This is a genomic window from Wenyingzhuangia fucanilytica, from assembly GCF_001697185.1.
In the GTDB taxonomy this organism is placed as follows: Bacteria; Bacteroidota; Bacteroidia; order Flavobacteriales; family Flavobacteriaceae; genus Wenyingzhuangia; species Wenyingzhuangia fucanilytica.
On record NZ_CP014224.1, the window covers coordinates 23,955 to 37,252 of the forward strand.

Annotated in this window: 9 protein-coding genes; 6 read left to right on the forward strand and 3 right to left on the reverse strand. The window is 31.3% G+C overall.

Going from position 1 to position 13,298, the window contains the following annotated elements:
* Positions 1-130 precede the first annotated feature (130 nt).
* Genes AXE80_RS00125 through AXE80_RS00140 form a run of 4 tightly spaced genes read left to right on the forward strand, consistent with a single transcriptional unit; the run spans position 131 to position 8,982 of the window.
* Positions 131-3,190, forward strand: coding sequence for a tetratricopeptide repeat protein (locus AXE80_RS00125; protein WP_068823897.1), 3,060 nt, complete (start codon positions 131-133; stop codon positions 3,188-3,190).
* 1 nt (position 3,191) lies between these two features.
* Complete coding sequence (locus AXE80_RS00130) at positions 3,192-4,874, forward strand: TonB-dependent receptor (RefSeq protein WP_068823898.1); 1,683 nt, start codon at positions 3,192-3,194, stop codon at positions 4,872-4,874.
* Positions 4,875-4,876: 2 nt separating this feature from the next.
* On the forward strand, positions 4,877-6,220 hold the full coding sequence (locus AXE80_RS00135; RefSeq protein WP_068823899.1) for a deoxyguanosinetriphosphate triphosphohydrolase: 1,344 nt from the start codon (positions 4,877-4,879) through the stop codon (positions 6,218-6,220).
* 35 nt (positions 6,221-6,255) lie between these two features.
* Positions 6,256-8,982, forward strand: a complete 2,727-nt coding sequence (locus AXE80_RS00140) for a T9SS type A sorting domain-containing protein (protein ID WP_068823900.1) — start codon at positions 6,256-6,258, stop codon at positions 8,980-8,982.
* On the opposite strand, the gene AXE80_RS00145 is transcribed toward AXE80_RS00140, so the two are convergent.
* Both AXE80_RS00145 and AXE80_RS00150 read right to left on the reverse strand, forming a co-directional pair.
* The gene (locus tag AXE80_RS00145; RefSeq protein WP_068823901.1) at positions 8,979-9,977 is read right to left on the reverse strand and encodes a DUF3078 domain-containing protein; all 999 of its coding nucleotides are present in this window, start codon (positions 9,975-9,977) and stop codon (positions 8,979-8,981) included. The two genes, AXE80_RS00140 and AXE80_RS00145, sit on opposite strands and share 4 nt — an antisense overlap.
* Positions 9,978-10,087: 110 nt before the next feature.
* Positions 10,088-11,881 carry a 1-deoxy-D-xylulose-5-phosphate synthase gene (locus AXE80_RS00150; protein WP_068823902.1) on the reverse strand — a complete coding sequence of 598 codons (1,794 nt, stop codon included), beginning with the start codon at positions 11,879-11,881 and terminating at the stop codon, positions 10,088-10,090.
* Positions 11,882-12,013: 132 nt separating this feature from the next.
* Here AXE80_RS00150 and AXE80_RS00155 point away from each other — a divergent pair, with 132 nt between their 5' ends.
* Both AXE80_RS00155 and AXE80_RS00160 read left to right on the forward strand, forming a co-directional pair.
* Positions 12,014-12,526, forward strand: a complete 513-nt coding sequence (locus AXE80_RS00155; RefSeq protein WP_068823903.1) for a lipocalin-like domain-containing protein — start codon at positions 12,014-12,016, stop codon at positions 12,524-12,526.
* Between the two features lie 77 nt (positions 12,527-12,603).
* Positions 12,604-13,053, forward strand: a complete 450-nt coding sequence (locus AXE80_RS00160) for a nucleoside deaminase (RefSeq protein WP_068823904.1) — start codon at positions 12,604-12,606, stop codon at positions 13,051-13,053.
* Here the strand turns inward: AXE80_RS00160 and AXE80_RS00165 are convergent.
* Positions 13,050-13,280 (reverse strand): hypothetical protein, encoded by a 231-nt coding sequence (locus AXE80_RS00165; RefSeq protein WP_068823905.1) that lies wholly within the window; start codon positions 13,278-13,280, stop codon positions 13,050-13,052. The two genes, AXE80_RS00160 and AXE80_RS00165, sit on opposite strands and share 4 nt — an antisense overlap.
* Positions 13,281-13,298 lie beyond the last annotated feature (18 nt).

Genomic DNA, 13,298 nt, shown 5'->3' on the forward strand with positions numbered 1-13,298 from the left:
ATCTTAAAATAAACAAGCTTTTAACAAGGTCTTAATTTAGTTTTGCGGTTTTTCAAATAAATACGGTTCTATAACGTTAATTAAGAGGTAGATTATTTATTTTTAATCTTTGAATAAATAGAGAAAATTTATGAAGAAACAATTTGTGAGAATCCTTAGTGTAGTGCTGTTTAGTTCGGGTGCATTAATGGCTCAAAATAGTTATAAAGAAAACCCATCAATAAAGTGGTATTCTAAAGCAATCTTGGCTTTTGATAAAGAAGAATACTCTTTGGCCAAAGAATATTTACAAAAGGTAGTGTTAGAAGATTATAAAGAATCTTCGGTTCAAATATATCAAATGCTAACCAACTTGGCGTTGAATGAACCTAATGCAGGAGTGGAAACAGAAAAATATCTGAATTCAAATCCTTTTACAAGTCAAAAAACAGATTTGATTTTAGCTTTGTCTAATTATTATTTTCAAAAAAATGATCATAAAAAAGCTTTGGATTGGTTTCAGCAATTAGATGTTAAATTGTTGACAGACGAGCAAGAGAATAACTATAATTATAAGTTGGCCTTTGCCAATTACACTCAAAAAAATTATACAAAAGCAAAGCAATATTTGTTGCCTATTTCTAAAAGTGGTGCTTATCAAAAAGAAGCACACTATTATTTAGGAAACATTGCCATGGAAAATAAAGATTATGATACTGCTTTGTATCATTTTAATCTTATTGAAGGTGAGGCTAAATATCACAAAGAAATTACTTATCAAAAATTGGTGATTTTATATCATCAAAAACAATATCATCAAGTAGTAAGTTTAGGAGAGGCTTATTATCCTAAAGTAAATGGCTTGTTAGAGCAGTCAGAAATCTCTAAAATTATTGGGGAAAGTTATTTTTATTTAAAGAATTATAAAGAAGCAATTCCTTATTTGGTAAAGTATAGAGGTAGGCATAAAAAATTATCTGAAGCAGATTATTACTTTTTAGGATACGCTTATTATCAATTAAAAGATTACAAGCAAGCTATTGAAAACTTTAACAAAATTACGGATGAAAAAAATACAGTTTCTCAAAATGCACATTATCATTTAGGAGATTGTTATTTAAAATTAAATCAAAAAACTCAAGCTTTAAATGCATTTAAGAATGCGTCAGAAATGACTTTTAATGCAGAAATTCAACAAGATGCCTTTTTAAATTATGCCAAGTTGAGTTATGAAATTGGAAACCCATATGAAAGTAGTTCAGAGGTTTTACAAGCTTTTGTTGATGATTATCCAAACGCTCCATCGGCAGCATTAATAGAAGGGTTAATTGTAAGTGCTTATTTACAATTTAAAGATTACGAGGGAGCTCTTGATTATTATGATACTCAAAAGTTGGTGAAAGATGAGCAATATCAACAAATCTTATTACAGAGAGGTTTTGAGTTGTTTACAGCTCATCAATACAAAGAGGCTCTGTTTGTTTTTGGCAAAGCAGCAAACATGTATAACAACAAACAAACCAAGCAAAGAGCTTTATTTTGGATGGCAGAAAGTTTGTCTGAAATGTACAATTTTAAAGATGCTGCTTATGAATATGAAATGTTTGTAAAAAACCCAGTGTCAGAATCTGTTAGTGAATATCCTGATGGTTTATATGGTTTGGCTTACAGTTTGTTCCAACAAAAAAAGTATAAAAACGCTTTAACATATTTTCAAAAATATCTTGATGTAGCCAATGATGATGCTAAAAAAAGAAACGCAGAATTGCGTATTGCAGATTGTCATTTTGTAAACAAAACGTATTGGAGTGCTTTAGAAAATTATAATAAAATCATCAAAGAAAATAAAAATCAGGTAGACTACGCTATGTATCAAAAAGCATTGTCTTATGGATTTTTAGGTAAAGATGATCAGAAAAAAGAAACGTTAAAAACTTTACAAAGTCAGTTTAAAACTTCGCCTTATTTAGATAAATCGTATTACGAACTTGGAAATTTATATGCGAATAAAAGTCAAAATAAAGAGGCTTTAGCAGCTTATGATGATTTAATTTATAAGTTTCCTAAAAGTCCGTTGGTATCTAAAGCCAAATTAAAAACGGGAATTATTTTATTTAATTCTAATAATAACCAAGGTGCTGTAAAAGTTTTTAAACAATTGGTTGCCGATTATCCTGGAACTGCTGAAGCTGTACAAGCAGTAAAAATGGCTGAGCAAGTTTATAAAGATATGGACCAGGTAGATGTATATGCAAAATGGGCAACTCAGTTGGAGTTTATGAATATTTCTGATGCCGATATTGATAAATCTATGTTTGAGGTTGCCGAGAATAAATATTTTGCAAATGAATTAAAAGAGGCTATTTCTAGTTGTAAAAAATATTTAATCAATTTCCCAAATGGAATTCATGCTTTAACGGCTCATTTTTATTTAGCACAGTCGTATTTTAATACCGATGCCAAAGAAAATGCAGTGCCAGAATATCAAGAAGTATTAAAAGTAAATACGAATGAATATACAGAGGTGGCACTAAACAAATTGTCTCAAATTTATTTAGAAAACGAAAATTGGGACGCTGCTAGTGAGTTGTTGTTAAGAATAGAAAATGAGGCTACTAACGCACAAAGTAAAGTATATGCACAAAGTAATTTGATGAAATATTATTATCAAAAACAAAATTACAAGCAAGCTTTAGCATACACTAATTTGGTTCTAAAAAATAATAAAAGCTCCGAAGATGCCGTAGCCGATGCTTATGTATACGGAGCAAGAAGTTCGGTTGCGTTAAAAGAATTTGCTACTGCAAAAACCTATTATCAAAAATTAGAAACCATTGGTAAAGGAAACGTAAAAGCCGAAGCAAATTATTATAAAGCTTTGTGGTTACATCAAGATAAAGCCTATGAAAAATCTAACGAACAAGTACAATTGTTGGCTAGTAAATTCCAAGGATATAAATATTGGGGAGTAAAAGGATTGTTGTTAATGGCTAAAAACTTTCATGCTTTAAACGATGATTTTCAGGCAAACTTTATTTTAAATAACGTTCTTAAAAACGCGGGTGAATTTAAAGATGTAATGGAAGAGGCTAATATTTTGTTAAAAGAATACAAAGGAAAAGAAGCCCAAGAAAAAGTAACAACAAATACAGTTGAAGGTAAGAGTGTAAAAGAAGACGAACTGATTTTAGAAGCTGTAAATGAAATGTAAGATGAAGAAACAATTAATAATACTTAGCTTGTTTGCAACTGCGTTTACTACTTACGCACAAAAAGAACAAGAAGACATAAAAAAAGAAGATGTAGTGGTGGAGTTTTCTTTTAACCCAACACTTTCCGATGTTTTTAAACTTAAAACTTCTCCAAATGAGGCAGAGAGTTTTCCTAAAAAACAATTAACCTATCAAATTAATTCTAAAGGAGTTCCTTCGGATTTTGTGCCTATTGCAAAAAAAGTAGTGTACGTAAATATTGATGAGCCTAAACCGGTAAACTATTACAACTACATTTATGGAGCAGCTGGTTTTTATGGAAATGGAGAGTTTGAGTTGTTGTTACAGCCTCAAAAAACCAAAAAAGATTATGAGTATGGCTTAAGTTTAACTAGTTATAACTCACAAAACGGAATTGACAATAAAAAAGTTGATAACGGACAGTGGAAAATAGATTTAGGTTTGTTCTTAACCAAAAAAGGAAAAAATTTAGATTGGAGAGCCGATGTAGATTATCAAAATCACATGGTGCATTGGTATGGGTTAGATGCAAATATTCCATCAGCAACTTATCAAGATCAAAATGTGCAACAATCTTATAAGGATTTAAAGTTTTCTGGAACCATAGATTATAAAAATTCTTTTGTAAAAACCTTAACACCTTCTCTTCAGTTTTTTTCTGATGATTATAGTAGCTCAGAAGTTAACATCAATTTTGGAACAGAATTAAGTCCAAGTTTGTTAGGAGATATTATCAAAGCAAAGATTGATTTTCAGTATTTAAACGGAAGTTTTAACCAGAGTTATGAAAGTATAGATAATATAAACTACAGTTTTTTAAATATAGGAGTAACACCATCTTATACTTATAAAACCGATGTTTTTAGGTTAACCACAGCTTTAGGATTGTTTGTAAATAATAATAAAGAAGCTTCTAGTGCAAAGTTTTTAGCCTTACCAAAAGTACAAGCAGATGTTATTTTGGTGCAAGATATTATGAATTTACATGGAGGGATTAGAAGTAAAATGACTCAAAATTCTTATGCTAGTTTGGCTGCAGAAAATCCATTTGTATCGCCAACATTAAATGTAGAAACTAGTTATACTCCTGTAGATTTATTTTTAGGATTAGATGGTGCTTTGTCTAAAAGTATTAGATATGGTTTAGAGGGAAGTTATCAGACAATTAAAAATCAGGCTTTATACCTTCATAATGCTCAACCTGCTGTGTTAGATCAAGCTTTTACCATGGGGAATAGTTTTAAAGTAGTGTACGATGATTTAAATATTTTATCGGTAAAAGCCAATGTAGAAGTTGATTTTTCTAAATATGTTAAAGCAGGTGGAAATGTAGTGTTTAATACCTTTGATCCTAAAAATCAAGAAAAAGCATGGAATATGTCTGGTATAGAAATGGAAACCTATTTAAACTATCATCAAGATAAATTCTTTTCTCAATTTGGAATTAATATTGTAGATGGTAGGTATTCAATGACTACTACAAATGAAGCAAAAAAGCTAGATGGATTTTTAGATATGAACCTAAAATTAGGTTATAAAATCAATCAAAAATTAAATGCGCATGTAAATTTATATAACATGTTAAGCAACAAATATCAATTATATAGAAACTACGGAGTTCAAGGCGTACAAGCAGTTGTAGGGCTTTCGTATAAATTTTAAATATGCACTGGGAACAATTATTATCTCTTAAAAGAGCAGGCGATAAAGATGGACGTTTTAGAAAAGATCAAGATGAAACCAGATTAGGTTTTGAAGTAGATTTTGATAGAATTGTATTCTCATCAGCATTTAGAAGTTTACAAGATAAAACACAAGTAATTCCACTTTCCGATACCGATTTTGTACACACAAGGTTAACGCATAGTATGGAAGTTTCTGTAGTTGGGCGTTCTTTAGGTAGAATTGTAGGAAAACAATTGTTAGAAAAACATCCTTATTTAAAAGAATTAGGATATACTTTTAATGATTTTGGTGCAATTGTAGCAGCAGCAGCATTGTCTCATGATATTGGAAATCCTCCTTTTGGACATAGTGGTGAAAAATCTATTGGAGAATATTTTAATTCGGGAAATGGTCAAGCATTTAAGGCTGAATTAAGCGAAAAAGAATGGCAAGATTTAATTGATTTTGAAGGAAATGCCAACGGATTTAAAATTTTAACTCAAGATGGTTTAGGGGTAAAAGATGGTCTAAGGTTGTCTTATGCAACTTTAGGAGCTTTTATGAAATATCCAAAAGAATCCTTACCAAAAAAGGCTACTAAGCATATTGTAGATAAAAAGTTTGGTTTCTTTCAATCCGAAAAAGAAAAGTTTGTTGATGTTGCCGAAACATTGGGTTTAAAAGCCATGAGAACTGGAGATGATGTTACTTATTACAGACATCCTTTGGCTTATTTAGTAGAGGCTGCTGATGATATTTGTTATACCATTATTGATTTTGAAGATGGAATTAATCTTGGTTTGGTAGATGAAGAATTTGCTTTAGAATACATGATTAAGTTGGTTCAAGATAAAATTGATATCAATAAATATCATTCTTTAAAGCTTAAAAAAGACAGGGTGAGTTATTTACGTGCCTTAGCAATTAGTGCTTTAATTAATGAGGCGGTTAGAATTTTTATAGAAAATGAAGAAAGTATTTTAGAAGGTACTTTTGAAAAATCTTTATTAGATAGATGTAAATACGAAGCTCAAATAAATGATATCATTAAGTTAAGTGTTGATAAAATTTATCATAGTAGAAGTGTAATAGAAAAAGAAGTTGCAGGGTATAAAATCATCTCAGATTTGTTAGATGTTTTCATCAATGCTGTTAACAATTCTTATTTGGGTAAAGCTTCTAATTACGATAAACTAACCTTAATGATGTTGCCTCAGGAGTTTAAAAATCAATCAGATAGTTTGTATACAAGAATCATGAGTGTGTGTTCTTATGTTGCAGGAATGTCAGATAGTTATGCCATTTTAGTCCATAAAAAAATTAGTGGAGTAATGATGTCATAAAAAAAATGTTTATCTTCCTGTAAATTTTATGAATCATGAGGAAAAGAGCCTTCTATTTATTTTTATCAGTTATTGTTTTTGCAGGAATTACAGTGTTAGTATATGATTATAACCATGTTAGTCGTGCTGAATATGCTAAAATGATAGCAGAATATTCTAATAATAAAGAAGCAGATGGCTTATTTAATCGTGATGGTGAGGCAGAGGGTGAAGGAGAATTGCCACCAGATAAATATTTTAAAAGACAATATTTATTGGAGATGAACCCTAGAACAGGTAAAACACATCCAGAAAATATTGAGAAGCTAAAAAAACAACAAAAATCTCAAGTAAAGTTCTTTAAGGTGCCTGGAGAAAGCAACGAAATGGCTTGGTTAGAAAGAGGGCCTGATAATATTGGAGGAAGAACCAGAGTTTTATTTTTTGATCCTAATGATGTAACAGCTAAAAGAGTTTTTGCAGGGGGAGTTTCTGGTGGATTATGGGTAAATAATGATATTACTGATGAAAATTCACTTTGGACTCAGGTTGGAATTGACGAAAACTTATCGGTTTCTTGTTATGCTATAGACCCTAACAATTCAAATATTTGGTATGTGGGTACCGGTGAAAGTTACACTTCTAATACTGGTACTGGTAACGGATTGTGGAGAACAACCAATGGAGGGGCTACATGGAATCAGTTAACTTCTGTAGACTTTAATCAAGATGAAACAGGAAGACATTATTTTATTAATAAAATTATTGCAAGAAATAATCAAGGAACTACCGAGCTATATATAGCAATGGATGGAGCATATGATTATGATTTTGTAGGTCATGGATTATCTGGTTGGTGGAAATATACGAATGATGTGCTTAATCAAGTTATATTTAATACATCTAATAACACTCCTTATGTTTTTAGTGATGTTGAAATTGCTGCTGACAATTCAATGTGGTTCGCCACCAAAAATAATGTTTACGGGCATGGTGGTGGAAAAATATTTAGAAGCGTTGATGGATCTAATTTTGTTGAAAAATACTCTTTTAATACTGGAGATAGGGTAGAGTTATCGGTATCTAAACAAGATGCCAATGTGGTTTATGCGTTAGCAGAAGTAGCGGGAGGTGTAGAATTAGTAAAAACCGTAAATGCTTCAAATTTTGTAGCCATTGCAAAACCAAATGACGCAGATACTGATATTGATGCTAATGATTTTACTAGAGGTCAAGCTTTTTATGATTTAGTAATAGAGGTAGATCCGAATGATGATGATATTGTGTATGCAGGAGGTATAAATTTGTTTAGATCGTCTAATGCAGGTGCAAGTTGGACTCAAATTTCTAAGTGGTCTAATAACAATAATTTAAGTAATCTTAATGTTTCTAAAGTACACGCAGATCAACATGTAATGAGTTATAGCCCTTTAAGTAGTAATGTGGCTGTGTTTGGAAATGATGGAGGTGTATACTACGGTACTAATTTAAGTGGTTCAGGGAACAGTACTATTGCCATAGCAGGTAGAAATAAAAATTACAATGTAACTCAGTTTTATTCTGCTGCCATTGGTCAAGATAAAAATAACGAAACCTTTTTAGGAGGAGCTCAAGATAATGGGTCGTTATTTGTTTCAGGAGCTGGTATGGGGATCAATTCTTTTAGTGATTTGTACGGAGGGGATGGGGCTCAAGCTTTTATTGATAAAGATGGAGATTATGCAGTTATCTCTTATGTACATAATACCTATGCGACTCAACCATTGCCATTTGTAAGTCTTAGTCAACAAATAGAAATTGAAAATGACCAACATAGTGGTGCTTTTATCAATATTGCTGATTTAGATCACAATTTAGATATTCTTTTTACTGATGGAACTACAGGTTATGGAACTAATAATGTTACAGAGAAAATATCACGATTTAAAAATTTAACAACAGTACCTGTAAGACAGAATTTTACTAATCCATTGCTTTTTGAACCTCCAACAGCAATTAAAGTATCTCCATTTACCACATCGTCATCAACAGTTTTTATTGGAACAGAAACTGGAACAATGTTAAAAGTAACCGCTTTTAATACCGATAATCCAGTGTGGACTAAGATTGATGTTTCTAATGAGATAAATACAGGAGCTGTTTCTGATATTTCTTTTGGGAGTAATGAAAACGAAATTGTGGTTACATTACATAATTATGGAGTTAACAACATATATTACACTGTAGATGGAGGTGCAAATTGGAGTGTAAAAGATGGTGATTTACCAGATATTCCAACCAAAACAATTTTAATCAATCCCTTGGATAAAGATGAAGTAATAGTAGGAACCAATTTTGGAGTTTGGAAAACAGCAAACTTTACTAGCGAGAATCCTAATTGGGTTCAATCTCAAAATGGGATGTCTAGTGTTAAAGTAACTCAATTAGAGTTAAGAACAGCTGATAATACAGTAATCGCTTCTACTTACGGAAGAGGATTTTTTACAGGTAAGTTTGTTAGTAATGAATTAAGTACTCCAAAAAATACTGTAACGACAAGGGACTTTGAAATTAATGCTGTAGTAGACAATAAAACTATTGAGATTAAAAAACTATCTAGTGTAAATGAGACAGTAAATGTTTCTGTATATAACGCAAGTGGTGTTTTAATGCTAGCCAAAGCTTTAGACTTTAGGTTAGAAAATAGTCATAGTTTAGACGTTTCATTACAGCCTGGAGTTTATATTGTGAACTTAACTTACGGAAACAAACGTATGACTAAAAAAGTAATTGTAGTCAATTAAAAAATATAAGTAACACCAACACCTAATATTTGTTTTAACTGTACTTTAGGACCTACTTGTGTTCCATCTGATTCTAATATTTTAGAGTCATCATCATATAAAAGGTGTGAGCCAATTTTTGCTTGAATGTATTGATTTACCTTCATGTCTACGTTTAATTCAATTTCTGTATCCACATTTCCAAACTTATCTATATAATCTGAATAGAATGAGCTTTTAAGGTTAAAATTGATGTTTTCCATAATGGTAGTTTTGTATTCTATACGAACCAAAGCACCAAGTTCAGAATATATGTTTTCTCCTTTTTTAATAATATTTCCATTCTCGTCTTTAACAGCAGGAGTAACTCCAAACGCACCTTTATTGGCTAGGGTTTGATTCATTACAAAAGTTACCTGATTGGTTAATGGAGAAATATGTAGCTTAAAAAAATTGTCATTATCAGTATAAAGTCCCCCAACCCCTAAACGCATACGGGCAGGTGCAAAAAAGTTAGAAATAACGGTTTCTCTATCATTTCCTTTATAACCTTCAAAAAACTGAGTAGTTAGGTTAAATTCTCCTGAATAATACCATTTAGATTCAATACTAGACTTATAACTTACGGATGACTTTATATCTATAACATCATCGGTTTTTTTAGCGTGTTCAGCTCCGTTTTCTTTACTTAAACCATATTTTAAGTTCAGGTCATTGGTCCAAAAAAACCTTCCTTTTTTATAATCATAATCACCTCTAAAAGAGGTAATTCCTGCAATACTATTGTTTCCTCCTTTAGTCCAGTTTACAAAAGATGTTTGTGTTAATAAGATCCCCGGTTTATTGGTAATAGTCCAATATTGTGGTTTTGAGCTTTCTTTTAAAATATCATTAATACTATCTTTTTTAGGTGAAGCATTTTTGTTAGCTATGGTATCTTTATTTGATTTGTGAAATACTTTATTGATTTTGTTTTTAAGTTTGGCAATACTTTCGGGTGTAGGTATAGTGTCCATGCGAGTTATAGAAGCATGGCTGTAATTGCTATAAATACAGAAGATTAGAATCATTAATAAACGACCCATAAGTTTTTTTTTATCATAAGAATGTGTCAAAAAATATGCCATTATAATGTTGATAAAATTGTATCATATATCGAGTCTTGATCAATATTTACAATTGCTTTTAACTCCTGTGTTTTTCCATGCTCAATAAAATCATCAGGTATTCCCTTAATTATTATTTTTAAATGGTAATCATGTTGGGCTGCAAATTCTAAAATTGCAGAACCAAAACCTCCATGAATACTTCCGTCTTCATAAGTGATAATGGTATTGTATGTTGAAAAAACTACATGTAACAGTTTTTGATCTAACGGTTTAATAAACTGCATATTGTAATGCCCAACATTGTCTTTTTCTTTTTGTGGCAATTGATCAATGGCAAAGTTAACAATATTACCGATGGTACCAATACTCAAAATAGCAGTCTTATCACCTTCCTTTAATACACGTCCTTTACCTATTTCTATATCTTTAAAAGGTTGTTTCCAATTTACATTTTCGCTTAATCCTCTTGGATAGCGAATAGCAATAGGATTGTTTAGTCCCTTTTGAGCAGTATACATAATGTTCCTTAAATCTACTTCGTTCATAGGAGCGTAAAGGATGATGTTTGGAATACATCGTAAAAAAGCAATATCATATACGCCATGATGTGTAGCTCCATCATTCCCTACCAATCCAGCTCTGTCTAAACAAAAAATAACTGGAAGTTTTTGAATGGCCACATCGTGAATAACTTGGTCGTATGCTCTTTGTAAAAATGTTGAATAAATATTACAAAAAGGAACCAATCCTTGTTTTGCCATACCAGCAGCTAAAGTAACTGCATGTTGTTCTGCAATTCCTACATCAAAAGCTCTATCGGGCATTTGGGCAATCATGTATTTTAGCGAACTTCCTGTGGGCATTGCTGGAGTAATTCCTACAATTTTAGGGTTTTGTTCTGCTAATTCTATAATGGTGTGTCCAAATACATCTTGATATTTAGGAGGGGTAATGTTATCTTTTGATGTAATTCTATCTCCAGTTTGAGCATTAAATTTTCCTGGAGCATGATAAGTAATCTGATCTTCTTCTGCTTTTTTTAACCCTTTTCCTTTGGTGGTGACAATATGTAAAAATTTAGGGCCTTCTACATTTTTTAATCTTTCTAATTCATGAATCAAATTAGGTAAATCGTGTCCGTCAATGGGACCAGAATAATCAAAATTTAAAGCTTCAAAAATATTGTCTCGTTCAGGTTTATGGTCAAGTTTGGTTTGGGTTAAATAATCTTTTAAAGCACCTATGCTTGGGTCAATTCCAATAGCATTATCGTTTAAAATAACTAAAAGATTGGCATTGGTAACGCCAGCATGGTTTAAGGCTTCAAAAGCCATTCCAGAAGCTATAGAAGCATCGCCAATTACAGCAATATGTTGTTGTTTTTTGTCTCCTTGAATTTGTGCTGCCATGGCCATTCCCAAAGCTGCTGATATTGAAGTTGAAGAATGTCCTGTACCAAAAGCATCATATTCGCTTTCAAAAATATTTGGGAAACCAGAAATTCCGTTTAATCTTCTATTCGTGTCAAAAACATCTCTTCTGCCAGTTAATATTTTATGTCCGTATGCTTGGTGACCAACATCCCAAATCAATTTGTCTTTAGGCGTGTTAAATATATAGTGAATGGCAATGGTTAACTCTACTACACCAAGACTCGCCCCTAAGTGGCCTTCTTTGGTAGCTACTATATTAATGATAAATGCCCTTAATTCATGAGCTAGTTGTTCTAGTTCAGGAATAGAAAGATTTTTTAGGTCTTTAGAGGAATTTATATGCTTTAATATATCTCTTTTCACTAAGCAAAAGTACATATTTTATTGCTCTTCCAATTAAGAAACTATCTCCAATTATGCTTGTTTAGAGTATGTATTTAAGATTGTGATACTTTTAAGTTTTAGTAGTTTTTTTTATTTTTGTAATTATTAATTAAAAAAAATGCAATTATGAAAAAAGAAATGAAATTATTAAAAATTTTTATTGTTGTTTTTGCTATTATAACTTCAGTAGCATGTAATAACAGCGATGATGACAATGAAAATGACATCAGTAATTTTCCTAGTGAAACTGAAATTCCATCAGATGTAGATGACATTAATCCAGATACTGACGAAAAAGAAGATGTTCCAGAAGGAGGGTTTTCTCTTGTGGGTTATTGGACTCAAACAAGTGAGATTAACAATGGAAATGAAAATAGTAATTTAGAGTGTCCTATGGAGTTAAAATTTGATAATAAAAAAGTAGTGTCTATAGAATATGACTATGATGGGAATGCTCAAGACTGTGTTGTAGATGAAGAAAGTTTGGGAGCTTATAAAAGAGTTGGTAATAAGTTATACTTAATATTTTCTGGAGGAGAAACAGATGAAGTAACTGTTGAAGTTACTGCAAACGAACTGCGCGTTTCTGGAACTGATGAACATGGTACTTGGACTGATGTTTTTACAAGAAATCAATGATAGTTATTATCTAAAATAATTTATATTTAGGCTTACAATTTTGTAAGCCTTTTTTTTAATTGTATTAATGATATTTTATGATAGATCCTTTTGACGATGATTATTACATGAAAAAAGCTTTAGATGAAGCTTATGAAGCTTATGATAAAGGAGAGGTTCCTGTTGGGGCTGTGATTGTAATGAATAATCAAATTATTGCTAGGGGACATAATTTAACAGAGCAATTAAATGATGTTACGGCTCATGCCGAAATGCAAGCTTTTACTGCCGCAGCTAATTTTTTAGGAGGAAAATATTTACAAGATTGTACTTTATATGTAACCTTAGAGCCTTGTCAAATGTGTGCTGGTGCTAGTTATTGGACACAAATAGGCAAAATTGTTTACGGTGCTTCTGATGTACAAAGAGGTTACTCAAAATTAAATACTTTGCTACATCCTAAAACAAAAGTAGTTTCTGGAATTAGAGAAGAAGAGTGTAGTAAGTTGTTAAAAGATTTCTTTTTGTCTAGAAGAGACTTAAATTAATCTTCAATTTTACTAGCATCAGGATCATTGTGTTTTAAAGAATACTTGGTTAAATCTTTGTCTTTATATCTGTGGTAAATAAATAAGGGCATCAATACAAAGGTTAAAGTAATTACGCCAAAACCAATAAACTTTGCGCTTTTATCATCGTTCAAGGTGTAAAAGTACGCTCCAATAGCCCATAGAATTAAGACCAGTAACAATAGAATTTTTAATAATATCTTCATATTCATTTTTTAATGAGT

Excerpts from the sequence above, each read along its gene's own strand:
- AXE80_RS00125 (WP_068823897.1), top strand. The coding sequence starts at position 131 with ATGAAGAAACAATTTGTGAGAATCCTTAGTGTAGTGCTGTTTAGTTCG.
- AXE80_RS00130 (WP_068823898.1), top strand. The coding sequence starts at position 3,192 with ATGAAGAAACAATTAATAATACTTAGCTTGTTTGCAACTGCGTTTACT.
- AXE80_RS00135 (WP_068823899.1), top strand. The coding sequence starts at position 4,877 with ATGCACTGGGAACAATTATTATCTCTTAAAAGAGCAGGCGATAAAGAT.
- AXE80_RS00140 (WP_068823900.1), top strand. The coding sequence starts at position 6,256 with ATGAGGAAAAGAGCCTTCTATTTATTTTTATCAGTTATTGTTTTTGCA.
- AXE80_RS00145 (WP_068823901.1), bottom strand. The coding sequence starts at position 9,977 with ATGGACACTATACCTACACCCGAAAGTATTGCCAAACTTAAAAACAAA.
- AXE80_RS00150 (WP_068823902.1), bottom strand. The coding sequence starts at position 11,881 with ATGTACTTTTGCTTAGTGAAAAGAGATATATTAAAGCATATAAATTCC.
- AXE80_RS00155 (WP_068823903.1), top strand. The coding sequence starts at position 12,014 with ATGAAAAAAGAAATGAAATTATTAAAAATTTTTATTGTTGTTTTTGCT.
- AXE80_RS00160 (WP_068823904.1), top strand. The coding sequence starts at position 12,604 with ATGATAGATCCTTTTGACGATGATTATTACATGAAAAAAGCTTTAGAT.
- AXE80_RS00165 (WP_068823905.1), bottom strand. The coding sequence starts at position 13,280 with ATGAAGATATTATTAAAAATTCTATTGTTACTGGTCTTAATTCTATGG.